Source organism: Caballeronia sp. ATUFL_F1_KS4A, assembly GCF_023630905.1.
In the GTDB taxonomy this organism is placed as follows: domain Bacteria; phylum Pseudomonadota; class Gammaproteobacteria; order Burkholderiales; family Burkholderiaceae; genus Caballeronia; species Caballeronia zhejiangensis.
Genome location: NZ_JALQEB010000005.1, coordinates 12428 through 37618, shown reverse-complemented (window position 1 = coordinate 37618; position 25191 = coordinate 12428). Strand labels below are relative to the sequence as shown.

General features: G+C 63.8%; 16 protein-coding genes and 2 tRNA genes. 6 read left to right on the top strand and 12 right to left on the bottom strand.

Annotated elements, in window-relative coordinates; genetic code table 11:
- Nucleotides 1-185 precede the first annotated feature (185 nt).
- Nucleotides 186-4223, bottom strand: coding sequence for a phosphoribosylformylglycinamidine synthase (gene purL, locus NCS03_RS07295; RefSeq protein WP_250528982.1), 4038 nt, complete (start codon nt 4221-4223; stop codon nt 186-188).
- Nucleotides 4224-4678: 455 nt separating this feature from the next.
- Between purL and NCS03_RS07290 the strand changes: the two genes are divergently transcribed.
- The 3 genes from NCS03_RS07290 (at nt 4679) to pgi (ending at nt 9439) form a co-directional block, all read left to right on the top strand.
- The gene (locus tag NCS03_RS07290; RefSeq protein ID WP_250528981.1) at nt 4679-5971 is read left to right on the top strand and encodes an FAD-dependent oxidoreductase; all 1293 of its coding nucleotides are present in this window, start codon (nt 4679-4681) and stop codon (nt 5969-5971) included.
- Between the two features lie 67 nt (nt 5972-6038).
- Nucleotides 6039-7601, top strand: coding sequence for an NAD(P)H-hydrate dehydratase (locus tag NCS03_RS07285; RefSeq protein WP_250528980.1), 1563 nt, complete (start codon nt 6039-6041; stop codon nt 7599-7601).
- A gap of 203 nt (nt 7602-7804) precedes the next feature.
- The gene (pgi, locus tag NCS03_RS07280; protein WP_175982912.1) at nt 7805-9439 is read left to right on the top strand and encodes a glucose-6-phosphate isomerase; all 1635 of its coding nucleotides are present in this window, start codon (nt 7805-7807) and stop codon (nt 9437-9439) included.
- Between the two features lie 50 nt (nt 9440-9489).
- On the opposite strand, the gene NCS03_RS07275 is transcribed toward pgi, so the two are convergent.
- Nucleotides 9490-10191, bottom strand: a complete 702-nt coding sequence (locus NCS03_RS07275; protein ID WP_033535923.1) for an ABC transporter ATP-binding protein — start codon at nt 10189-10191, stop codon at nt 9490-9492.
- Between NCS03_RS07275 and NCS03_RS07270 the strand changes: the two genes are divergently transcribed.
- Both NCS03_RS07270 and NCS03_RS07265 read left to right on the top strand, forming a co-directional pair.
- Nucleotides 10190-10861 (top strand): arylesterase, encoded by a 672-nt coding sequence (locus NCS03_RS07270; protein ID WP_280519316.1) that lies wholly within the window; start codon nt 10190-10192, stop codon nt 10859-10861. The genes NCS03_RS07275 and NCS03_RS07270 overlap by 2 nt on opposite strands.
- A 125-nt stretch (nt 10862-10986) precedes the next feature.
- Nucleotides 10987-11328, top strand: a complete 342-nt coding sequence (locus tag NCS03_RS07265) for a hypothetical protein (protein WP_008349728.1) — start codon at nt 10987-10989, stop codon at nt 11326-11328.
- A gap of 90 nt (nt 11329-11418) precedes the next feature.
- Here NCS03_RS07265 and NCS03_RS07260 read toward each other — a convergent pair.
- From NCS03_RS07260 to tig, 9 genes are all read right to left on the bottom strand, one after another.
- Nucleotides 11419-12782 (bottom strand): IS3 family transposase gene (locus NCS03_RS07260; RefSeq protein WP_409017632.1). Its coding sequence is split into 2 segments (ribosomal slippage): nt 11419-12311 and nt 12311-12782, totalling 1365 coding nucleotides; the frame shifts between segments, so codons are not numbered across the junction.
- 90 nt (nt 12783-12872) lie between these two features.
- Nucleotides 12873-14795 carry a SurA N-terminal domain-containing protein gene (locus NCS03_RS07255; protein ID WP_250528979.1) on the bottom strand — a complete coding sequence of 641 codons (1923 nt, stop codon included), beginning with the start codon at nt 14793-14795 and terminating at the stop codon, nt 12873-12875.
- A 254-nt stretch (nt 14796-15049) separates the two neighbouring features.
- Nucleotides 15050-15126: transfer RNA gene (locus NCS03_RS07250), tRNA-Asp, on the bottom strand.
- A 25-nt stretch (nt 15127-15151) separates the two neighbouring features.
- A tRNA-Val gene (locus NCS03_RS07245) sits at nt 15152-15227 on the bottom strand.
- A gap of 76 nt (nt 15228-15303) precedes the next feature.
- Entirely contained in the window at nt 15304-15636 is a 333-nt protein-coding gene (locus NCS03_RS07240; protein ID WP_279613068.1) for an HU family DNA-binding protein, read from the bottom strand.
- A gap of 211 nt (nt 15637-15847) precedes the next feature.
- Nucleotides 15848-18271 (bottom strand): endopeptidase La, encoded by a 2424-nt coding sequence (lon, locus tag NCS03_RS07235; RefSeq protein ID WP_008349749.1) that lies wholly within the window; start codon nt 18269-18271, stop codon nt 15848-15850.
- A 186-nt stretch (nt 18272-18457) separates the two neighbouring features.
- On the bottom strand, nt 18458-19729 hold the full coding sequence (clpX, locus tag NCS03_RS07230) for an ATP-dependent Clp protease ATP-binding subunit ClpX (RefSeq protein WP_008349753.1): 1272 nt from the start codon (nt 19727-19729) through the stop codon (nt 18458-18460).
- Between the two features lie 173 nt (nt 19730-19902).
- On the bottom strand, nt 19903-20556 hold the full coding sequence (gene clpP, locus NCS03_RS07225) for an ATP-dependent Clp endopeptidase proteolytic subunit ClpP (RefSeq protein WP_008349755.1): 654 nt from the start codon (nt 20554-20556) through the stop codon (nt 19903-19905).
- A 138-nt stretch (nt 20557-20694) separates the two neighbouring features.
- Nucleotides 20695-22041 carry a trigger factor gene (gene tig, locus NCS03_RS07220; RefSeq protein ID WP_250528978.1) on the bottom strand — a complete coding sequence of 449 codons (1347 nt, stop codon included), beginning with the start codon at nt 22039-22041 and terminating at the stop codon, nt 20695-20697.
- A gap of 528 nt (nt 22042-22569) precedes the next feature.
- Between tig and NCS03_RS07215 the strand changes: the two genes are divergently transcribed.
- Nucleotides 22570-23718 carry a glycerate kinase family protein gene (locus NCS03_RS07215; protein WP_008349758.1) on the top strand — a complete coding sequence of 383 codons (1149 nt, stop codon included), beginning with the start codon at nt 22570-22572 and terminating at the stop codon, nt 23716-23718.
- Between the two features lie 24 nt (nt 23719-23742).
- On the opposite strand, the gene NCS03_RS07210 is transcribed toward NCS03_RS07215, so the two are convergent.
- Complete coding sequence (locus NCS03_RS07210; protein ID WP_250528977.1) at nt 23743-25173, bottom strand: PepSY-associated TM helix domain-containing protein; 1431 nt, start codon at nt 25171-25173, stop codon at nt 23743-23745.
- Between the last annotated feature and the right edge of the window lie 18 nt (nt 25174-25191).

The window sequence follows — 25191 nt, the reverse complement described above, 5'->3', positions numbered from 1 at the left end:
CTGCCTCATTTCTCCTCCGTGGTCAAACGCGCCTCGCGACGCGCCGAAGCACTATACCCGCAACTTACGCGTTGATTATTTTGGGATATTTGCCGGAAGGCAGTGTTATGGAACGGGCTCAAAAATAAAAACACCCCGAAGCGTCAGCTTCGGGGTGTTCGGTCCAGCCATGCGACGATGCGCGATTAGCCGAGGAAGCGTCGCGCGTTCTGGAACACGCGCAGCCACGGGCTGCCGTCGGTGGTCCAGTCGTCGGGCGTCCAGCTCATCTGCACGTTGCGATGCACGCGTTCCATGTGCGGCATCAGCACGGTGAAGCGGCCATCGGGCGTCGTCACGGACGTAATGCCCTGCGGCGATCCGTTCGGATTGAACGGATACTGCTCCGTCGCATTGCCGCGATGATCGACGTATCGCATCGCGACGAGCGCCTGCGCCGGATCGCCTTGCTGCGAAAAGTCAGCGAAACCTTCGCCGTGCGCGACCGCCACCGGAATGCGCGAGCCTTCCATGCCCGCGAAGAAGATCGACGGCGAATTCTGCACTTCGACGAGCGAGAAACGCGCCTCGAACTGCTCCGACTTGTTGCGCGTGAACTTCGGCCAGCTTTCCGCGCCCGGGATGATCGACGCGAGGCTCGACATCATCTGGCAGCCGTTGCAGATGCCGAGCGCGAAGGTATCCGGACGCGCGAAGAACGCCGCGAACATGTCGGCGAGCTTCGCGTTGAAGCGGATCGTCTTCGCCCAGCCCTCGCCCGCGCCGAGCACGTCGCCGTACGAGAAGCCGCCGCACGCGACCGCGCCCGCGAAATCGGCGAGCGTGGCGCGCCCTTCGAGCAGGTCGCTCATGTGGACGTCGTGTGCATCGAAGCCGGCGCGATCGAACGCGTATGCCGTCTCCAGATGCGAGTTCACGCCCTGTTCACGCAGGATCGCGACACGCGGACGCTTGCCCGTCGCGATGAACGGCGCAGCGACGTCTTCCGCCGGATCGAAGGTGAGCACCGGCGCGATGCCAGGATCGGCGGCGTCGAGCAGCGCGTCGTATTCGGCGTCGGCGCAGGCCGGGTTGTCGCGCAGACGCGCGATGCGCCAGCTCACTTCGCTCCACGCGCGATGCAACTCGACGCGCGGCGCATCGAAAATCTTCTTCGCGTCGCGATAGATTTCGACCGCGCCGCTCCGGTTCGGCTTGCCGATCACATGCGAGCACGCCGACAAACCGTGTTCGCGCAGCGCGCCGAGCACCCCGTCGCGATCCGATGCGCGCACCTGCACGACCGCGCCGAGCTCTTCCGAGAACAGCGCGCGGATCGTGCGGTCGTCGCGGCGGCCGCTCGTCTGCTTGGCCCAGTCTTTCGCGTCGCCGTAATCGGATTCGTGATCGGCGTCGAGCGTCAGCATGTCGATGTTCAGCGACACGCCCACATGCCCCGCGAACGCCATTTCGCAGACCGTCGCCCACAGGCCGCCGTCCGAGCGGTCGTGATAGGCAAGCAGCTTGCCATCGGCATTCAAAGCCTGGATCGCCGCGAAGAAGCGCTTGAGGTCTTCGGGATCGTCGACATCGGGCACTGCGTCGCCGACCTGCTGCGTGACCTGCGCGAGAATGCTGCCGCCCATGCGGTTGCGGCCACGCCCGAGATCGATCGAGATCAGCACCGTGTCGGTATCGTCGACGAGTTGCGGCGTGAGATGCCGGCGCACGTCCTCGACCGGCGCGAACGCCGAGATGATGAGCGACACCGGCGACACCACTTCGCGCGCGCCGCCGCGTGCGTCCTGCCACTTGGTGCGCATCGACAGCGAATCCTTGCCGACGGGAATGCTGATGCCGAGCGCCGGGCACAGTTCCATGCCGATCGCCTTCACGGTGTCGTAAAGCGCGGCGTCTTCGCCGGCGCTGCCGCACGCGGCCATCCAGTTCGCGGAGAGCTTCAGCTTGTTGAGCGATTCGATCGGCGCGGACGCGATGTTCGTCACCGCCTCGCCCACTGCCATGCGGCCGGACGCGGGCGCGTCGATGACGGCGAGCGGCGTGCGCTCGGCCATCGTCATCGCTTCGCCGCGAAAGCCCGCGTAATCCATCGTCGTGATCGCGCAATCGGCGACGGGCACCTGCCACGGACCGACGAACTGGTCGCGCGCGGTCGTGCCGCCGACCGAACGGTCGCCGATCGTGATAAGGAACGACTTGCTCGCGACCGTCGGATGCTTGAGCACGTCGACAGCGACTTCGGACAGCGACAGACCCGTCACGTCGACGGGCGTGAATTGCGCATTCTCACGCTTCACATCGCGATGCATCTTGGGCGGCTTGCCGAGCAGCACGTCCATCGGCATGTCGACGGGTTCCTGGCCTTCGTTGGCGTCGTCGATCAGCTTCAGCTGACGTTCGTCCGTCGCCACGCCGACGACCGCCACCGGGCAGCGTTCGCGCTCGCAAATCGCCTGGAACGCGGGCAGATCGGCGGGCGAAATCGCCAGCACGTAACGCTCTTGCGCCTCGTTCGACCAGATTTCGCGCGGCGACAGACCGCTTTCCTCGAGCTGAACCTTGCGCAACTCGAAGCGCGCGCCCTTGCCCGCGCCATCGACGAGCTCCGGGAACGCGTTCGAGATGCCGCCCGCGCCGACGTCGTGGATAGACAGGATCGGATTGCCCTCGCCCAACTGCCAGCACGTATTGATGACTTCCTGCGCGCGCCGCTGGATTTCCGGATTGCCGCGCTGGACCGAGTCGAAATCGAGTTCGGCGGTGTTCGCGCCCGTCGCCATCGACGATGCCGCGCCACCGCCCATGCCGATACGCATGCCCGGCCCGCCGATCTGGATCAAGAGCGTGCCGGCCGGCAGGTCGAGCTTGTGCGTGTGCTGATCCGAAATATTGCCGATGCCGCCCGCGATCATGATCGGCTTGTGATAGCCGCGCACGCGGCCCGCGACGTTCTGCTCGTAGGTGCGGAAATAGCCGCCGAGGTTCGGGCGGCCGAATTCGTTGTTGAACGCGGCAGCGCCGATCGGGCCGTCGATCATGATCTGCAGCGGCGACGCGATGCGGTCCGGGCGGCCATACGGCGCGTGCTCGTCGGACGGATTGCGTTGCGTGAGCGGCACGGCGGCGTCGCGGTCGTTTTCCCACTTTTCGCGCGCGTCGGGCAGATCGAGGTTCGACACGGTGAAGCCCGCGAGACCGGCCTTCGGACGCGCGCCGCGGCCCGTCGCGCCTTCATCGCGGATTTCGCCGCCCGAGCCCGTCGCCGCGCCCGCGAACGGGGAAATCGCGGTCGGGTGATTGTGCGTTTCGACCTTCATCAGCGTGTGGGTCAATTCCACGTTGCGCCGATACTGCTCGTCGGCGCCGCGCGGGAACCAGCGTTCCGCGACGCCGCCCTCCATGATCGCCGAATTGTCCGAATACGCGACGATCGTGCCCGCGTGATTCAGCTTTTCCGTGTTGCGGATCATCTGGAACAGCGACATGTCCTGCTTTTCGCCGTCGATGGTCCATTCGCCATTGAAGATCTTGTGGCGGCAATGCTCGCTGTTGGCCTGCGCGAACATCATCAGTTCGACGTCGGTCGGATTGCGCTTCAGGCTCTCGAACGCGTTCACGAGATAGTCGATCTCGTCTTCCGCGAGCGCGAGGCCGAGCTCGGCGTTCGCGGCCTCGAGCGCACGGCGGCCCGTGCCGATGATGTCGACGGTCTGCAAAGGCTTCGCGGGCAGCTCGTCGAAGAGATGCAGCGCCTGGTCGCGCGATGCCGCGACGCTTTCCGTCATGCGGTCGTGCAGCGCATCCGCGACGGCCGCGCGCGCTTCGTCCGACAGCGCCTTCTTGCCGCCGAGGAAGCCGCTTTTCATGACGACCGAGAATTCGACGCCGCGCTCGATGCGACGCACTTTCTCGAGGCCGCAGTGATGCGCGATGTCGGTCGCCTTGCTCGCCCACGGCGAGACCGTGCCGAAGCGCGGCACGACCATGAACGTCTCGACATGACCGCGCTCTTTCGAGTCCGCGAACGGCGCGCCGTAGTGCATCAGCGCGGCGATGCGGCTGTTGTCATCGTCGGTGAGCGGCTCGGACGCGTTGACGAAATGCAGGAACTGGCCGCGCACGCCGACGATGTTCGCGTCGATGCGGGCGAGCGTTTCGAGAAGGCGGGTCTGACGGAAATCGGAGAGGGCCGAAGCGCCGGGGAAACACGAGAAGTGGGCCATTGTGACGGTGCGTCGATGACGTCTGTGTGCCGCTCGCGCGACGCTCGATCGCTTTTTGCAAACCGGATATTCGCAAATTCGGACTCGAGCACGCTAAACGGCGTGAGGCGAAAGGAAGACCGCGATTATAACCCGGAAGCGTCTCGAAATCGGCCGGGGCGGTCCGTCCGCGTGGCGCGCCACGGTGCAGCGGCGACGCGAAACGGATCGTCGCGCATCCCGAAATTGTCCGCGCCGGGCCGGCCATCGGGGATCGAGCGTGCCGCGGGCCACATGAGCGCCCGGCTCGCCGTCCCCCGCAAACGATTTTGGCGCTATCATGGCGCGCTTTCTCCGGGTACGGCGCGTGCCGAATCACGCCGCCAGCCTGTCGTTTCACCGTCAACGCAGCAGCCGGGCGTCCTGCCCGAGCGTCACGCCGCACTGCAATCTCGCGCCTTCGGGCACAAAAAGTCATGGATGTCATCGTCATCGGCGGAGGAATCGCCGGCATCGCCACCGCCTGTCAATTACATGCGGCCGGTCATCGCGTGTGCGTGGTCGAGCGCCACGCGACCGTCGCGCAAGGCGCCACCTACGGCCAGGGCGGCGCGCTGCTGCCCTCGCCGCTCGATGTCTGGTTCGGGCCGACGTTCATGGCGTCGAGCCGCTCGAAGCAAAGCGGCATGGTGGTCAAGACCGGCTTCGACTCGGCCGCGCGCGATTTTCTGAAGCAGCTCGCGACGCTGCGCGATCCCGACGCGTTCGCGGCGCAGTACGCACATCTGCAGCCGCTCGTCGATGTGTCGCGGCGCGTGCTCGCGGACATCGAAAGCCGGCTGGAACTCGATTTCGAGCAGCGCCGCGGCGTGCTGCACGTCTTCAGGCAGCCGCGCGAGCTCGAAGACGCGCAGCCGGCCATCGATCTGCTCAGAAGTTGCGGCGTTGCGCATCAACTGCTGACGCCCGAAGAATGCGTCGCCATCGAGCCTTCCGTGCCGGATTTCCCGGAATTCGCGGGCGGCGTGCTGCTGCCCGACGAGCGCACCGCGAACTGTCCGCTCTTCACCAAGCAACTGAAGCAGGTGCTCGAAGACGGCGGCGTGCAGTTCCGCATGCATCGCGCGGTGGCGTCGCTGCGTCTGGACGATGGCCGCGCGGCCGTCCAGCTCGCCGGTCCCCACGAAGGCAAAAAGCGCAGCGCCGATGTCGAGCTCATCACGGCGGACGCCATCGTCGTCGCGGCGGGCACGGGCACGCCGGGGCTCATCGGCGGCTCCAAGTCGGCGTCGTCGCTCTTTCCGCTGCGCGTGCATACGCTCACCGCGCCCGTCGCGTACGAGGAGCGCGCGCCGCATCTGACGGTCGTCGATTCGATCAAGCGCATCACGATGACGCGCATCAACCAGCGGCTGCGCGTGGGCGGCGCGGGCGTGTTCCAGAGCGCGTCCAAGGCCGACAAGCCGCTCGACGCCTCGCTCTCGCGCCGCGCGCTCGATCTGCTCGGCCAAGGCACGCACGACTGGATTCCGGGCGCGGCGCGCGTCTCCGCTGCGCGCGCGTGGGAAGGGCTGCGCCTCGTGACCGCCGACGGCCTGCCGCTCGTCGGCGCGACGCGCCATCCGCGGCTTTTCGTGAACGCCGCGCACGGCCCGGCGGGCTGGGGCCTCGCGTGCGGGTCTGCTAAAGTGATCGCGGATCTCGTTTCCGGCGTTACGCCCGATGTTCCCGCCGATACCCTTGCCGCGCTGAGCCCCGAACGCTTCTAGCAGCGCGCTGCGACGGGCACGAATGCTGCGGACGCCGGGTTTCCAAAGCGCTTTCCCGCCCGCCGCCATGACCGCTGCCCGCTCGCCCTATTTCACTCCCAAAGACGATCCGCTCACGCTTCTGACGCTCGCCGAGCTGCGCACGCTCGAAGCGCGCGCAGCCGCCGCGCTGCCGCCGCATACGCTGATGGCGCGCGCGGGCGCGGCCGCCGCGCAATGCGTCATCGATGCGCTGGAGCACGATCCGGATTCGCGTGCGTTGCCGGTGTGGCTCGCGGCCGGCCCCGGCAACAACGGCGGCGACGCGCTCGTGATGGCCGAGCGCCTGCATCGCGCGGGCATTCCGGTGCGCGTGTGCATGCCCGTCGAAGTGAAGCCCGACGACGCGCGCTGGGCGCTCGACGCGGCGCGCGCGGCCGGCGTCTCGATCGACGACAAGCCGCCCGCCTCGTTCGACGGCTTCGGCTGGCTCGTCGACGGCATGTTCGGCATCGGTCTCACGCGGCCGCTCGAAGGTGTGTTCGCGGAAATCGCCGCGCGCATGACGCGCCGCGCGCGCGCGTCGGGGCGCGTGCTCGCGCTCGACGTCCCGAGCGGCCTGAACAGCGACACCGGCTCGCCCGTGAACGGCGGCGAAGCCGTGCGCGCAACGGACACGATCACCTTCATCGGCGCGAAGCCGGGGCATTTCACGTCGCTGGGCCGCGATCTGACGGGACGCCTTTTCGTTTCGACGCTGGAAGTCGATGCGAGCGCGGCGCCGTCGATCGTGCTCAACGCGCCCGCGCTATTCGGCGCATGCATGCCGCCACGCGACAACGCGACCAACAAAGGCACGTTCGGCTCGCTCGCGGTGGTCGGCGGCGATACCGGCATGTGCGGCGCGCCGGTTCTCGCCGCGCGCATGGCGCTCTACGGCGGCGCGGGCAAGGTGCACGTCGCGTTTCTTGGCGAAGGCTTTCCGCCTTACGATCCGCCGCATCCCGAGCTGATGCTGCATCACGTCGATGACCTCGCGCTCGACAGGATGGACGCGCTCGCCATCGGCTGCGGCATGGGCCCGAGCGAGCGCGCCAAAACGGTGCTGACCGACGCGCTGAAGCTCGATGTCCCGAAATTGCTCGATGCCGACGCGCTCAATCTCGTCGCGAAAGACGACGCGCTCGCCTCCGCCGTCGCGGCGCGCGGCGCGCAGGGCGATCCGTGCATCCTCACGCCGCATCCGCTGGAAGCCGCGCGTCTGTTGCAAACCGACGCGAAAGCCGTTCAGGCCGATCGCATCGCGGCCGCGCGCCAGCTCGCCGCGCGCTATGCGGCCATTGCGGTGCTCAAGGGCTCCGGCACCGTGATCGCGTCGCCCGATGGCCGCGTCGCCGTCAATCCGACCGGCAACGCGGGACTCGCCACGGGCGGCACCGGCGACGTGCTCGGCGGATTGATCGGAGCATTGCTCGCGCAGAAGCTCCCTGCATACGAAGCGGCGCTCGCGGGCGTCTGGCTGCACGGCCTCGCCGCGCAGACGCTCAGCGACGGCGGCATCGGCCCGGCCGGATTGACTGCCGGAGAACTCGCGCCCGTCGTGCGAAGTCTCATCAACCGCCGCTTTTACGCGGAGCACGCGCGCAACTGACGGTTTTCGCGCGTCCCATTGCAAGGCCGCCGTGACGCTTTGCAAGCATCCGTTCATGCATCGTCGCTATACTCTTTTTTGATTCGGGCAACCGCGGCCGCTCACATCTGCTTCAGTCGCGTTCACCAGACACGACGCACAGGCAGGCGAGCCGCAATCGCACGAACGTATTCCTCTGTCACCTTCAGACTAACGGACCGCTCATGACCCAAAACTCGATGCTCAACTCGCTTCCTGCCTGGTCGGCGCTCCAGACGCATTACGATGCCATCTCCGGCGAGCGCCTGCGCGACTGGTTCGCGCCGCAGAACGACACCGCGCCGACGCGCGCCGAGCGCCTCACTTTCGCGGGCGGCGGCCTCGCCATCGACTTTTCGAAGAACCGCGTGAAGGACGAAACGCTCAAGCTGCTCGTCGAAGTCGCGCAGCAGGCGAAAGTCACCGAACGCCGCGACGCGATGTTCCGTGGCGATATCGTCAACATCACCGAACATCGCGCCGTGCTGCATACCGCGCTGCGCGCGCAGTCGCCGGATGCGCCCTTCCACGAACAGGTGCAGAAGGAAAAGGCCAAGATGGCCGCCTTCGCCGACAAGGTTCGCGACGGCTCGTGGACGGGCTATACCGGCAAGCGCATTCGCCATGTTGTGAATATCGGCATCGGCGGATCGGATCTCGGGCCGAAGATGGTCGTGCACGCGCTGCATCATCTGGCGTCGAAGGATCTGGACACGCATTTCGTATCGAATGTCGACGGCGCGGATCTCTGGAACGTCCTTCAGCAAGTCGACGCCGAAGAAACGCTCGCGATCGTCGTCTCAAAGACCTTCACGACGCTCGAAACGATGACGAACGCGCATTCGATGCGCGACTGGTTCCTGAAGTCCGGCTGCCCCGAAGATCAGCTCGCGAAGCATTTCGTCGGCGTGTCGGCGAATCCGGCTGAAGTGGTCAAGTTCGGCATCGCGAAGGAAAACGTCTTCGAGATGTGGGACTGGGTCGGCGGACGCTACTCGCTGTGGTCGGCGGTGGGGCTGTCGATCATGCTGTCGGTGGGTCCGCAGAATTTCGACGCGCTGCTGCAAGGCGCGGCCGCGATGGACGAGCACTTCCGCACCGCGCCGCTCGACAAGAACCTGCCGGTGCTGATGGGCATGATCGGCATCTGGTATCGCAATTTCTTCGGTTCGCAGAGCGATCTCGTCGCGCCGTATTCGCAGGCGCTGCACTATCTGCCTTCGTATCTCCAGCAGCTCGAAATGGAGAGCAACGGCAAGTCGGCGCGTCTCGACGGCAAGATGGTCGATTACCCGACCGCCGCCGTGATCTGGGGCGAGCCTGGCACGAACGGCCAGCACGCGTTCTTCCAGATGCTGCATCAAGGGCCGACGATCATTCCGATCGACTTCATCGCCGTGCTGACGCCGGAGCATCCGCTCGTCGATCATCACGCGAAGCTGCTCGCCAACTGCTTCGCGCAGAGCGAGGCGCTCATGCTCGGCCGCACGCTCGAAGAAGCGAAGAAGGTCGCGGGTCCGGGCAAGGAGGAACTGGCGACGCATCTGAGCTTCCCCGGCAACCGTCCGACGACGACCATCATGCTCGACGCGCTCACGCCCCAGTCGCTCGGCGCGCTCATCGCGCTCTACGAGCACAAGGTGCTGGTGCAGGGCACGGTGTGGGACATCAACTCGTTCGATCAGTGGGGCGTGGAGCTCGGCAAGATTCTCGGCAAGGTCGTCGAGGCCGACATCACCGCCGCGAGCGCCGATCCGGCCAAGCACGATTCGTCGACATCTGCGTTGATCGCGCGTGCGCGCGAGGCTTTGAAGCGCTGAAGCGCGCGTTGAAGAAGGTGGCCCGCGGCGCTTCGGCGTCGCGGGTTTTTTTATACGCCGATGCCGTTGACGAGCCGCCCCGCTTCGATCGTCACTGTCGCGTCGCAGCGCTCGGCGAGTTCGGCGTCGTGCGTGACGAGCACGAGCGTCGCGCCGTTGCGGCGGTTCATCTCGAACATCAGGTCGATGATCGCGTAGCCCGTGGCGGCATCGAGGCTACCCGTGGGTTCGTCGGCGAAGAGCACGGCCGGATGCGTGACGAAGGCACGCGCGAGCGCGACGCGCTGCTGTTCGCCGCCGGAAAGCAGCTTCGGATAGTGGCCCGTGCGCTGCGCGAGACCGACCTGATCGAGAAGCGAGCGGGCGCGCGCCGCGATCTCGCCGTGAGGCATCTCGGCGCGCAGTTCGAGCGGCAGCATCACGTTTTCGAGCGCGGTCAGATGCGGCATCAACTGGAACGACTGAAACACGAAGCCGACCGCGCCGCTTCTGAGCGCGGCCCGTTCGTCTTCGTTCAGGTTCGACAGCTCCTTGCCGAGCAGACGAACCGAGCCCTCGCTCGCGCTGTCCAATCCGGCGAGCAGGCCGAGCAATGTCGACTTGCCCGAGCCCGATGCACCGACGATCGCGACGCTGCTGCCCTTCGCGATCGACAGATCGATCTGATCGAGAATCGTGAGCTCGCCCGTTGCGTCCTTCACTCGCTTGCTTAACCCCCGAACTTCGATGACCGGCTCGATATTGTTTTGCATGGACACTCTGAAAATTAACTTGCGCGGCCTCGTGCCGGCGATCCTGTTGATGGCGGCATGTTCGGCGACAGCGCATGCCGCCGATGCGCAAGCCGCAGCGCAACCGAAGCCCGCGATCGTCGTGCTGGGCGACAGCCTGTCGGCCGAATACGGCCTGCCGCGCGACACCGGCTGGGTCAACCTCTTGCGCGACAAGCTTGCGAAGGAGCGTTTCGATTATAGCGTCGCCAATTCGAGCATCAGCGGGGACACCACGAGCGGCGGGCGCGCACGATTGACCGCGGTGCTTTCTCGCCTGAAGCCCGCGGTCGTGATCGTCGAACTCGGCGCGAACGATGCGCTGCGCGGCGTGCCGCTCGCGACGACGGAGACGAATCTGCGCAGCATCGTCGATGCCTCGCAGGCGGCGCATGCGAAGGTTTTACTCATCGGCATGTACGTCCCGCCCAATTACGGCCCGGACTATACGCAAAAGTTCCACGCCGTCTATGAGCGCATCGCGAAGGAGAAGAACGTGCCCCTCGTGCCGTTCCTGCTTGCCGGCATCGCTGACAAGCCCGCCATGTTCCAGGCGGACCAGATTCATCCGACGGTGCAGGCCCAGCCTTTGCTGTTGGAAAACGTCTGGCCAACCTTGAAACCCTTGCTGGGCGCCAGTGCGTCGCATTAGGACGACGCCGGCCGCGACAGCTCTTGCAGAACCAACGCGGAACACGGCCACGATTCAGATATCTGAGACTCTCGCGTAACTCTTATAACCCGCTCGTCTCGTGAGCGACTCTACAAGGAGGTCACGTGAAACTTATCCCTCTCCTCGGCCTGGCCGTCGCGCTCTCGGCTTGTGCCGCACAGCCGCCCGCCAACGTGCAACAAGTCGGCATGAGCAAGCAGGCGCCCAATGTCGTCGCGCAGTGCATCGCGCAAAAGTGGGCCGAAAAGTCACAGCAGCAGGTCGTGTCGCAGAACACGCTCGCCAACAATCAGGGCGTCGACGTCTATGTGCCCGGCCAGCAGCCGCCGAATGGCGCCGCCGCGGTGGTGCAGCCAGCGCGCTCGGGCTCCGGTACGTGGGTCGGTTTCCGCGCCTCGGGCGCTGCCGGCAGTCAGGCAACCGGCGATATTCAGGCTTGCCTGTAAGCATCGTGCTTGCCGTCTCGTAGCGGCGTAGCAAAGCAAAAAAGCCCCGCTTTCTTTTGAACTGACCCCGCAAAGTTGGACAGTTTTGGGCTAGGCCGCTAAGGGCTGAGTTCTGTACATCACAGGACTCAGCCCTTTCAGCTTCAGCTTGATGCGGTGGTGATTGTAGTAGTGAATGTAGCGTCTGATTCCGGCCTGAAGGGCTTCGATGCTCTCGAAGCGGTTGGGGTAGAAGAACTCCGACTTCAAAGTGCCGAAGAAGCTTTCCATGGTGGCGTTGTCGTGGCAGTTGCCCTTGCGCGACATGCTTTGCGTCAGGGCTCGTTGCGAGAGCAACGCCTGGTAAGCGCCCATCTGATAGTGCCAGCCTTGATCCGAGTGGACCAAGGGGCGATCATCGACTTCCAGCCTTCTGAACGCCTTTTTGATCATGTTGGCGACCATCGCGAATGCCGGACGAGTGGCCGTCTCGTAGGCGATGATCTCGCCGTTATACAGATCCAGCACCGGCGATAGATAAAGCTTTCGCTCGCCCACCCGGAATTCAGTGATATCGGTGACCCACTTCTGGTTCGGCCCCGCGGCATCGAACTGTCTTTGCAGCACGTTCGGCGCAACCCGTCCCACCGTCCCGCGGAAGGCTTGAAACTTCTTCGGGCGCACCAGCGACTTCAGTTTCATGAGGTGCATCAACCGCTGGACGGTCTTGTGATTCACAACAGTGCCCAAATGCCGGACTGCGTGAGTAATGCGTCGATAGCCATAACGCCCTTTGTGCTGCTCGAACACAGAACGAATACGCGCCTTGAGCTGCGCGTGTTTGTCCGCCTTGCGTGAAGCCTTGCATTGGTAGTAGAACGTGCTGCGCGCCAGGCCGGCCACTTTCAGCAGGCCGTCGAGCGCAAACTCATGCCTCAACCCGGCCACTACTTGCGCTTTTTGCGCTGCGCTGTAGGGCTTTCCGAGCGGATCAAGGCATCGAGTTTTTTTAGGTACGCATTCTCCATGCGCAGATAGTTCAGCTCCTTCAGGAGCTCTTCCTTCGTGCGGGCCTCGTCGGATTTGGACGAAACCGCTGGCGCAGATGACTTGGGTTGCTTCACGGAGCGTCCTCGGGGGCGCGGCTCAAGGGCCTGCATACCTCCCGAATCATACCGGCGCTTCCAGACATTAATCGCGCTCGGATTGCGGATATCGAAGATCGCGGCCGTCTCTCGGCACGACAGGGCCTTGGTGTGCATGAACTGCAGCACCTTCAGTTTGAATGGGCCGTCGTAGAAACTGTACTTCTTCTTAAACGCCGCCTCGCCATGCGCCCGCCACGCCGCCACCCATTTACGCACCGTGCCCTGGCCCACGCCATGTTGACGCCCCACCTCTCCGTAACCACCGCGCTCGCCTGATAAATAGTCTTGAACGACTCTGCTCTTGAGTCGTGCGCTGTACTTGCTCATGAAAAAACACCCCAAATCGTTGAACGGGTGTCCAACTTTTGGGGTGCAGTTCATTTCGGAAGCGGGGCTTTTCGATGATGTCAGCGCCGATCAGTTCGACGACGGTGCCGGCGCCTGGCTCAGCTTGACCTTCGAGCGAGCCTTCAGCGAGTTGAGGTACGCCTCCATGTCGGCCTGCGCGTAGACCTGCGCGACTTGCTGCTGTGCGCCGGCGAGACGATCGGCGGCGACCGGCGCGGCCTTCTCGATGCCGTTCACACGATAAATCGCGTAGCCTTCCGCACCGAGATCGACGCCGACATACGACGGCAGCTTCGATCCATCCGCCTTGAAGATCGCGCTCAACGCGACGGGCGGCAAGCCTTGCGCGTCATTGCGCGAGACGGTGATAGGCGACGTGAAGCCGTCGGTCGACTTCGACTTCTGCAGATCCGCGAGCTTCGCCTCGCCTTCCTTCTTCGCCATCGCCGCAGCCATTTCCGCGACGACCTTCTTGCGCACGTCGTCCTTCACGACGTCGAACGCGGGAACGGTCGAGGCCTTGTAGTCGGTGACGCGCGCGGCGATCAGCGTGTTGTTGCCGACGTCGATTGCCTGCGTGTTGTTGCGGTCCTTCACGGCATCCGGCGCGAACACGGCCGCGAGGAACTTCGGATTGTTGAGCGGATTGTCTTGCGGCAATTGCGGATTCGGCTTCGGACCGACCGTTGCGCTCTGCACAGTCAGCTTGTACTTGTCCGCGGCCGGCTGCAGCGACTTGGCCTTCTCGTAGACGAGATCGGTGAAGCCTTGCGCGTCGTCGGCGAAACCCTTCGTGCCCTGTTGAGCCGCGTAATCCTTCGCGATCGAGTCCTTCACTTCGTCGAACGGCTTCGTGACGGAAGGCTTCACGTCGGTCGCCTGAATGATGTGATAGCCAAAATCCGACTCGACGATATTGCTGACTTCGCCCCTCTTCAGGCCGAATGCGGCGTCGTCGAAAGCCTTGCCGCCCGCGATCTGACCGCGCGCGAAGTAGCCGAGATCGCCGCCCTTGCCTGCAGAGCCGGGATCGTCGGAGTTCTTCTGCGCGATTTGCGCGAACTGATCCGGATGCGCCTTGGCTTGCGCGAGCAGGTCTTCGGCCTTCTGCTTGGCCTTCGCCTTGTCGGCCGCGCTCGCGTCCTTCGGTGCGTTCACGAGAATGTGGCTCGCGCGCACTTGCGCTTCGGTGCGATAGCGCTGGATGTTGTCGTCGTAGTACTTCTTGAGATCGGCGTCGCTCGGCTTCGATGCGGCCGCGATCGTCGACGGCGACAGCAGCAGATACTGGATCGTGGCGGTTTCGGGCGTCGCGAAATCGTTGCGATGCGCTTCGTAGTAGGCGGTGAGTTGCGCGTCGGTCGGCTGGACCTTCGCGGTGTAGTCGGCCGCGCGCAGCGACAGACCCTGCACCGAGCGCTTCTGTTCCGCGAGTTCGGTCAGGCTTTGCGCGAGCGACTTCGACGTGAACGCCGTGCCTTGAATGCTGCCCGGAATCTGTCCGGTCGCGATCGTGTAGCGCATGCGCTCGTCGTACTGCGCGGGCGTCATGCCCTGCATCGCGAGCAGTTGCTTGTAGCGATCGAGGTCGATGCTGCCGTCGGGCTTCTTAAGCGACGAGATCACCGGATCGTTCAGCAGCGCCCGGCGCACGGCGTCGTCGGAGGCGGTCAGATGCAGACGCTGCGTTTCGTCGGCCATCGCGCGTTGCTGCACGAGACTATCGACCATCGCGGCGCGCGCTTCGGGCGTGTCGAACATCTTGGCGTCGAATTGGGAACCGAGCATCGAGCGGGCGCGGTCCACCTGCTGGCGGAAAGCGCTGTCGAATTCGGCGCGCGTGATCTTGTGGCCATTCACGCTGGCGACGTAGGAACTTTCGTCGAAATAGTTGCTGAAGCCCTGAATCCCGACCATGCCCAGACCGGGCACGATGATCAGGATCAGCAGAGCCATCATCAGGCGCTGGTGATTACGGAAGAAGTCGAGCATGCGTAGCGCTGCGTGGTTATAACAAAACGCTCGATATTACAACAGTGGACGAGGAAAAGGCGAAAGGCGGGCGGGATTTGCACCGCCCGATGTGAAATTCTCGTGTCCCCTTTTCGTAACGGGCGATGTTTCAGTTGAAAGTTTGCGTCCAGCAAGCATTCAATGATGCGAAGCAATGATTAGCATTCTTAACGAGCACGCGCCAAAACAAAAATCCCGCAAGCCGCGAAGCTTACGGGATTTCTTGTCGAATCTGGCGGAGCGGACGGGACTCGAACCCGCGACCCCCGGCGTGACAGGCCGGTATTCTAACCGACTGAACTACCGCTCCGGTTAGCGCGCAATGAACTGTGACCTGGTGGGTGCTGAGAGGCTCGAACTCCCGACCTACGCCTTGTAAGGGCGCCGCTCTACCAACTGAGCTAAGCACCCGGTCCGCAATTCACTCGGTTTGCGCTGCTGCTGGATTCAGACTTCGTTTTGCGAAGGTCCGTATCCAGCGAGTCCGCTAGTTTAGCGCATCCTTCAGCGCTTTGCCAGGGCGAAATTTCGGCACTTTCGCGGCCTTGATCTTGATCTCATCGCCCGTGCGCGGATTGCGCCCCGTGCGTGCGGTGCGCTTGCCGACGGCAAACGTGCCGAAGCCGACGAGCGTCACGGTGCCGCCCTTCTTCAGCGTCGCGCTTACGCCGCCGATGACCGCATCGAGCGCGCGGCCGGCGGCGGCCTTGGAGATATCGGCTTGCTGCGCGATATGGTCGATCAATTCCGTCTTGTTCATTGTGATCCCCGAATCAGTATTGGCACGTTTTAATCGATGTGGTCCGGCATCGAAGCGGATGGCATCTCGATAAGATTGGATGCGGCGCTCATTTAACTTAGCCGAAAGACACGTGTCAACCGGGGTTGAGCCTTATTCGGCGCGGCCTTCGGGCGTTTTAGAAGTTCTCTTCGAAAAGCCGCGCGCAAAAAGAAAACCCGCGGGTGGGTTGCCCGCGGGTTTTTAGCCTCGTTCACGCGACACGGCGTTAAAACCGTGCCGCGACAAGCGTTCAGTGCTTTACGACTTCGCCCGTTGCTGGCGTGTCCTTCTGCTGTTCGGCTGCGACGGGCGTTGCCTTCGCTTCGTCTTCGGGCAACGACTCCGGCGCACGTTCGAGCGCCAGTTCCAGCACCCGATCGATCCAGCGAACCGGCACGATCTCGATGGCGTTCTTCACGTTGTCGGGGATGTCGGCCAGATCCTTCGTGTTTTCTTCAGGAATCAGCACGAGCTTGATGCCGCCGCGATGCGCTGCCAGCAGCTTCTCCTTCAATCCGCCGATCGGCAGCACTTCGCCGCGCAGCGTGATTTCGCCCGTCATCGCGACATCCGCGCGAACCGGAATGCCGGTCAGCACCGAGACCAGCGCCGTGGTCATCGCGATACCGGCGGACGGACCGTCCTTCGGCGTCGCGCCTTCCGGCACGTGGATGTGGATGTCCTTCTTCTCGAACGACTCATCCGTGATGCCAAGCCGGCGCGAACGTGAACGCACGACCGAGCGCGCCGCTTCGACGGATTCCTTCATCACGTCGCCGAGCGAACCCGTACGGATCACGCCGCCCTTGCCGGGCATCACCGCTGCTTCGATCGTCAGCAGATCGCCGCCCACTTCCGTCCACGCAAGACCCGTCACCTGACCGATCTGGTTTTCCTTCGCGGCCAGACCGAAGTCGTACTTGCGCACGCCGAGGAAGGTGTCGAGGTTGGAGCCGTCGACCTTCACGGCGCCTTCCGCCTTCTTGAGCAGCAGCATCTTCACGACCTTGCGGCAGATCTTCGACACTTCACGCTCGAGCGAACGCACGCCCGCTTCACGCGTGTAGTAGCGAATGATGTCGCGGATCGCTTGTTCCGTGACGTCGATCTCGCCGTCCTTCAGGCCGTTGTTGCGCTTCTGCTTCGGCAACAGGTAACGCGTCGCGATGCTGACCTTCTCGTCTTCCGTGTAACCCGACAGGCGGATGACTTCCATCCGGTCGAGCAGCGGCGGCGGAATGTTCAGCGAGTTCGACGTCGCCACGAACATCACGTCGGACAGGTCGAAGTCCACTTCGATGTAGTGGTCCGCGAACGTATGGTTCTGTTCCGGATCGAGCACTTCGAGCAGCGCGGATGCCGGATCGCCGCGGAAATCCATGCCCATCTTGTCGACTTCGTCGAGCAGGAAAAGCGGATTGCGCACGCCGACCTTCGTGAGGCTCTGCAAAATCTTGCCGGGCATCGAACCGATATACGTGCGACGGTGGCCGCGAATTTCGGATTCGTCATGCACGCCGCCGAGCGCCATACGCACGAACTTGCGGTTCGTCGCGCGAGCGATGGACTGCCCGAGCGAGGTCTTGCCGACGCCCGGAGGCCCGACCAGGCACAGAATCGGTGCCTTCACCTTCTCGACGCGTTGTTGCACCGCGAGGTACTCGAGAATGCGTTCCTTGACCTTTTCGAGACCGAAATGGTCTTCGTCGAGCACGCGCTCGGCATTCGAAAGGTCGTTGTTGACCTTGCTCTTCTTGCGCCATGGCAAGCCGATCAGCGTGTCGATGTAGTTGCGCACGACAGTCGCTTCCGCGGACATCGGCGACATCAGCTTGAGCTTTTTCAGCTCGGCGTCGGCCTTCTTCTTGGCTTCCTTCGGCATGCGCGCGGCGGCGATGCGCTTCTCGAGCTCTTCGAGATCCGCGCCCTCTTCACCTTCGCCCAATTCCTTCTGGATCGCCTTGACCTGCTCGTTCAGGTAGTACTCGCGCTGGCTCTTTTCCATCTGGCGCTTCACGCGGCCACGGATGCGCTTCTCGACCTGAAGAATGTCGATTTCGGCTTCGAGCTGGGCGAGCAGATGCTCCAGACGCTCGATCACAGGGAACATCTCGAGGATGTGCTGCTTTTGATCCAGCTTGAGCGGCAGATGCGCGGCGATAGTGTCGGCAAGACGACCCGCCTCGTCGATGCCCGACAGCGACGTCAGGATCTCCGGCGGAATCTTCTTGTTGAGCTTCACGTACTGATCGAACTGCGACACGATCGCGCGGCGCAGCGCTTCGGTTTCGGCGCTGTCGGCGTGATCCGGCTCGAGCGGCATCACATCGCAGGAAAATTGCGTTTCCTGCTCTTCGATCGACAGCGTTTTCGCGCGCTGCAGGCCTTCGACGAGCACTTTCACCGTGCCGTCGGGCAGTTTCAGCATTTGCAGGATGTTGGCGACACACCCTACTTCGTACATGTCCTTTTCGGTCGGCTCGTCCTTCGCCGCCGTTTTCTGGGCGACGAGCATGATGTGCTTGCCGCCTTCCATCGCGGCTTCGAGTGCCTTGATCGACTTGGGCCGCCCGACGAAGAGCGGAATCACCATATGCGGGAAAACGACTACGTCGCGCAGCGGGAGCAGCGGCAGCGTAATGCGTTCCTGCGGGAGGAGTTGGGTTCCTGACATTTCATTTCCCCATTAGTGGAATCAGTTCAGTCGTAAATAAGGCCGGTCAGAGCTATTGCAAGCCTTTATCGGAAGGGAAAAGTCGTTAGTCAAAGATCGCGTCAGTAACGTCCACAAGATAAACCGACAAAAATAAAAGGCCGTTCACGTCGCCATGAACGGCCTTTCGCCGACACACAGCCTGCTTCAGTTCGATCCTGCTACTTTCGGTGCGTCTTCGTAGATGAGCAGCGGCTTGCCGTCTCCGTCGATCGTGTTGTCGTCGACGATCACCTTCGAAACGCCCTTCATGGTCGGCAGTTCGTACATTACGTCGAGCAACGCCTGTTCCAGAATCGAACGCAGCCCGCGCGCGCCGGTCTTGCGGCGAATGGCCTTCTGCGCGATGGCCTGAAGCGCCGCCGGACGGATTTCCAGTTCGACGCGCTCCATTGCGAAGAGCTTGTGATACTGCTTCACGAGCGCGTTCTTCGGCTCGATCAGGATCTTCACCAGCGCGGCTTCATCGAGCTTGCCGAGCGTCGCCACGACGGGCAGACGGCCGATCAGCTCCGGAATCAGGCCGAACTTGATCAGGTCTTCCGGCTCGACCTCGCGCAGCACTTCGCCCGCGTCGCGATCCTGCTTGCTCTTCACGCTCGCGCCGAAACCGATGCCGGTCTTCTCGGTGCGATCCGTGATGACCTTTTCCAATCCGTCGAACGCGCCGCCGCAGACGAACAGGATGTTGGTCGTATCGACCTGGATGAAATCCTGATTCGGGTGCTTGCGTCCCCCTTGCGGCGGCACCGACGCCATCGTGCCTTCGATCAGCTTCAGCAACGCCTGCTGCACGCCCTCGCCCGACACGTCGCGCGTAATGGACGGGTTGTCCGACTTGCGGCTGATCTTGTCGATCTCGTCGATGTACACGATTCCGCGCTGCGCCTTGTCGACTTCGTAATTGCAATTCTGCAGCAGCTTCTGAATGATGTTCTCGACGTCCTCGCCGACATAGCCGGCTTCGGTCAGCGTCGTTGCATCGGCGATCACGAACGGCACATTCAGCATGCGCGCCAATGTCTGCGCGAGCAGCGTCTTGCCCGAGCCGGTCGGCCCGATCAAGAGAATGTTGCTCTTCGACAGCTCGATGTCGTCCTTCTTGTCGAGATGCTTGAGCCGCTTGTAATGGTTGTACACGGCCACCGCGAGAATTTTCTTCGCGCGTTCCTGGCCGATCACGTACTGATTGAGGATATCGCTGATTTCCTGCGGGCTCGGCAGGTCGGACTTGGTCAGCCCGGCCTCCTCCGCCGCACCGGCTGCCTCGTCGCGAATGATCTCGTTGCACAGGTCGATGCATTCATCGCAGATGAACACCGACGGCCCAGCGATGAGCTTCTTCACCTCATGCTGGCTCTTGCCGCAGAACGAGCAATACAGCAGCTTTTCGCTACTGGAACCTTTTTTGTCCGCCATAAATGTGTAAGCCTCCGGACACTCTTGTTACATGATACGCGCTTCGATTCCGCGACGCAGATTCGCACCCGCGAGGACCGCCGGAGCGCGTTTTGGCGTGGCGCCCAATGCGCGACTTCGCACGCTTCGCCGGCTTCGTCTCCGAGCGCCGGCGCGGCGCCGCTCCGGACGCCTCAGGGACGCTTGTGAAGCACCTGGTCGACGAGGCCGTAAGCCTGCGCATCGTCGCCCGACATGAAGTTGTCGCGATCCGTGTCGCGCGCGATGCGCTCGACCGGCTGACCCGTGTGATGCGACAGCAACTGATTCAAACGTTCCTTCAGATACAGGATTTCCCGTGCCTGGATCTCGATGTCCGACGCCTGGCCGCGTGCGCCGCCGAGCGGCTGGTGGATCATCACGCGCGCGTTCGGAAGCGCGACGCGCTTGCCTTTCGCGCCGGCCGCCAGCAGGAATGCGCCCATGCTTGCGGCGAGGCCCATGCACAGCGTCGAAACGTCCGGCTTCACGAACTGCATGGTGTCGTAAATCGCCATGCCGGCCGAGACCGAGCCGCCAGGACTGTTGATGTACAGGCTGATGTCCTTGTCCGGGTTCTCGCTTTCGAGGAACAACAACTGTGCGACGACGAGATTCGCCGACTGGTCGTTCACTTCACCGACGAGAAACACCACACGCTCCTTGAGGAGACGCGAGTAAATGTCATAGGCACGCTCGCCGCGGCCGCTCGTTTCCACGACCATCGGAACGAGGCCGAGCGCCTGGGCTTCGAAATCCCGCGGTGCGTGGGACGCCAACGTGTCGAGCAATTCAGCGCGAAAGGTCATGCAATTTCCTTGTTCGGAATAAGGGTACTGAACGACAAAGGAACATCCACTAGAACGGCATGCAAACGCCCAACTTTAATGCAAAAAAGGCGTGCGAGCCGTCAGTCCGACGACTCCGCACGCCCCTTGCCTAACGCGTCAGGCTTGCGCCGTTGCGCTGGCCAGTTCCTCGAAGCTGACTTCCTTGTCGGTCACCTTGGCCTTGCCCAGGACGAAATCGACGACGTTGCTTTCGACGACGTACGCTTCCATCTCGGCGAGGCGCTGCTGGTTCGAATAATACCAGCGGACGACTTCCTTCGGGTCTTCGTAGCTCTTGGCGAATTCGTCCACTTCAGCGCGGATCTGCTCGGGCTTCGCCTGCAGTTCGTTGGCCTTCACGAGTTCGGCCAGCACGAGGCCCAGCTTCACGCGACGCTCGGCCTGCTCGGCGAACATTTCGGCCGGGATCGGCGCGTCGGCTGCATTCGGCACGCCGCGTTGTTGCAGGTCCTGGCGAGCCATTTCGACGAGGCGCTGCTGATCCTGTTCGATCAGCGCCTTCGGCACGTCGAGTTCGGAGATCTTCAGGAGCGCGTCCATGACCTGATTCTTCACGATCTGCTGCGTGCGGCGCTTCGCTTCACGCTCCAGATTGTCCTTGATCTCGGCGCGCATCTTCGTGAGGTCGCCGTCTTCGATGCCGAGCGACTTCGCGAAATCGGCGTTGATTTCCGGCAGATGCGGCCATTCGATCTTCTTCACGGTGATCGTGAATTGCGCCGTCTTGCCCGCCACGTCCTTGCCGTGGTAGTCATCCGGGAACTTGAGGTCGAACGTGCGCTCTTCGCCGACCTTCAGGCCCGTCGCGGCTTGCTCGAACTCGGGCAGCATGCGGCCTTCGCCCAGCACGAATGCGAAGTCCTGTGCGCTACCGCCTTCGAACGCGACATCGTCGATCTTGCCGACGAAATCGAGCGTTACGCGGTCGCCTTCCTTGGCTGCCGTGTTCGCGCCGCCGTCGCCGTGCTCGCCGGCTTCGCCGCGGGCGTGGAAATGCACGCGCTGCTTGCGCAGGATGTCCAGCGTGCGATCGACTTCGGCTTCGGAGATGGTCGTGACCGTGCGTTCGATTTCAGCGGTCGCCACGTCGCCGAGGCGCACTTCGGGATAGACCTCGAAGGTCGCGTCGAAGGCGTAGGCGTCCGTTGCGGCTTCCGACTTCGGCGCGAAGCTCGGCTGGCCCGCGACACGCAGGTTCTCGGCGCGCGTGACATCGAAGAATTCCTTGCCGACCTTGTCGCTCAGCACTTCGGCTTCGACCTGGCCGCCATACTGTTGCGTCACCATCTTGAGCGGCACCTTGCCCGGGCGGAAACCCGGCATGCGCACATTCTTGGCCAACTGGCGGATGCGCGAATCCACTTCCTTCTGCACCGTGTCCTTCGGCAGGGAAATCGTCACGCGGCGTTCGAGCTTGCCGAGGTTCTCAACTACGTTAGCCATGGCTGAAATCGTCCTAGAGTAAATCGTAAATTCGGTGTTCGGTTCTTCCGCGGTTCTAAAGGCGCGGGTCCGGATGCGGCCTCTGCCTGAGCCGGCCGAAATCGACGCCTGGCGCCGGAAGACGCCCAGAATAAGCGTCTCGCGGGAGTGCCGGAACGTCGCCCGACACGGTGTCAGTCAACAGAGCCAAGCATTTTAGCAAACTATTCCGCGCGGTCCGCCCGACGATCCTGCAAACACTGCGTTTCGGTCCGATTTGACTCGAAAAGTGCCAGTTTTCGACGCTCATTTCGGCGTAAATCCGCGTTTTGCTGACCGGCTCTCCCGCGCAGAATTCCCGCTATCGGCACGCCGCTATTTTGCGTCGCGCGCCGCGCTGATAAGCTTGCCGGCGCATGATTCGAGCGGCGAAGCGCTCCGGCGCGCAATCCATTGCCGCAAGGCATGAAGCGCATGCGACATTCGCATAGATGGAGCCTCGCCGCGGCTTTTCAATCCTTGCTTCCACATCAGAACATTCGAGACACCATGCCTAACGCCACGTCCGCTGCTCCCGTAGTTGTCATCGCTCCCGATTCGTTCAAGGGCTCGCTCTCCGCGGAAGGCGTCGCGAACGCCATCGCGGAAGGCATCAGGCGCGCGCGGCCGGACGCCGATATCCGTATCCGTCCGATGGCCGACGGCGGCGAAGGTACGCTCGACGCGATGCTCTCGGCAGGCGGCGAGCGGCGCATGCTCAACGTGCGGGGCGCGGCCGCCGCACGCCGCGACGCCGCCACGGGCCTGCTCGACGACGGCAGCGCGATTATCGAGACGGCGGAAGTCGTGGGCATCACGGATGCGGACGGCATGGCCGTGCCCGTCACCGAGCGCAGCACGCTCGGCATGGGCGAGGCGATCCGCGCGCTGCTGGATTCCGGCGCGCGCAGATTCTATGTGGCGCTCGGCGGCAGCAGCACCAACGACGGCGGCGCGGGCCTGCTCGTCGGCCTCGGGCTGAAACTCTTCGACGCAGACGGCAAGGAGCTCCATCCGGTGCCATCGGCGCTCGGGCGAGTCGCGCGCATCGACGCTTCCGGGCTCGATCCGCGCGTGAAGGACGCGGAGTTCGTCGGCATGTCCGATGTCGACAATCCGCTCACCGGCGATCACGGCGCGACGGCGGTCTTCGGGCCGCAGAAAGGCGTGACGCCGGAGCAAGTGCCCACCATCGACGCCGCCCTCGCCCATTTCGCCGATCTGCTCGAACCCGCGATGGGCGTCGCGAAACGCAGCGAACCCGGCGCGGGCGCGGCGGGCGGGCTCGGGTTCGCGCTGCATATGCTCGGCGCGCGTTTCGAGACCGGCGCGGAGGTGGTGGCGCGCGAAATCGGGCTCGACGCCGCGCTCGAAGGCGCGAACTGGCTCATCACGGGCGAAGGCCGTTCAGACGTGCAGACGCTGCATGGCAAGGCGCCGTTCATCGCCTGCAAGCATGCGCGCGATCACGGCGTGCCGGCGTCGTTGCTGTCGGGCGCCGTCGATTCGGCCGCGCTGCCGCGGCTCTCCGAATTTTTCAGCGGCTGCTTCTCGCCGGCGCCCGGCCCGATCACGCTCGAAACGGCGATCCGCGATGCGGCGCGGCTGCTCGCCAACGAAGCCGAGCAGCTCACGCGCCTCAGATTCGGTTCCAAATAAGTCCGAACGAGGCGCGCGGGTTCGTCAGGCAGCCGCGCGCTTGGCCCCGAACGCAAGCCGGTCGAAGCACCAGACGGCGAGCATGGTCGCGCCCATCAAAGGGAAAATCACGCCGAGCAACGTCAGGCTGCCGCGCCAGGCGCGCATCGGCGGGCGCTTCGTGGGCCGCGCCGGCGCGCCGAGTTCGCGCGCGGGCCGGCGTTTCATCCACATGATGAAGCCCGTCACGGACAACGCCGCGAGCCCGAGCGATATCGCCGAGCAGACGATCTGGTTCAGAAGCCCGAAGTAGCGCCCCATATGCAGCGACGTGCCGTACGAGATCACTTTCGCCACGCCGCCGTAGCTTGCGTAATCGATGTCGGACAGCACGCGGCCGCTGTATTGATCGATGTGCAGCGTGCGTTCGGCGCGCGGATCGGCGGGGAAATACGAGACCGTGTAGACGCCCGTCGGCTTGGACGGAAGCGCGATGCCGTAGTCATCCGCGACACCGTTTTTCGCGGCGAGCGCGACCACGTCGTCGATCGACACGCGCGCAGCCGAAGCCGACGCATTCGCGCCTTCCGGCACCGTTGTCGCGCCGACGGCCCACGGCGTCTGATGCAGCGGCAGATCGTCCATCTTCATCTGCATGCCGTGCATCGCGTGTTCGTTGTTCGAGGTCGCTGGGGCCGTCGAATGCACATGCGCCTCGCCCCACGCGCCCTTCGGATATCCGAGCGATGCGGTCGTCGCAAGCGCCTTGAATTGCTTGCCCCACGATCCCGACCACGGCAATCCCGAGAGAACGAAAAAGAGCGCGCCGACCGCGAGCCACACGCCGCCGACCGCATGCAGATCGCGCCACCACGCGCGCCCTTTGAGCGATAGCCGGGGCAGCCACACGCCGCCCTGTCTCGCGTTCGACCGGCTGGGCCACCACAGCGCGATACCCGTGCCGATCATCACGAGCGTCCAGCATCCGGCGAGTTCCATCAGCAGCTCGCCGGTCTTGCCGAGCATCAGGCCGCGATGCAGGTTGCGCACTTGCTTCATCAATCGATGTTCGACGGAAAGCGTGCCGAGCACGGTGCCGTCGTACGGGTTCACGTAGACGCTTTCGCTTTCGCCCGATGGCAGGCGAAAGACGAATTCGGCGCTGCGCGTGCGATCGGTTTCGATTTGCGCGAGCGTCGGTACGGCGCCGCGCGGTTCGCTCGCGGCAGCCTTGGCGAGCAGGATATCGCGGGACAGTTGCGGGGCGTGCGTGTCCGCGACGATCATCCGGTCGCGATACAGCAGCGGCTCGATCTGCGGCTGAAAACAGTAGATCGTGCCGGTGATCGCGAGCACGATGAGGAGCGGCATCACGAAGAGTGCCGCATAGAAATGCCAGCGCCACAGCGTGCGGCGATGCGCGATGACTTCCGCGCTCGGCGTCGCTGGCGCCGCGTTCAGGTCGGGTGCAAGCATGGCGAATCTCGTTGAGTA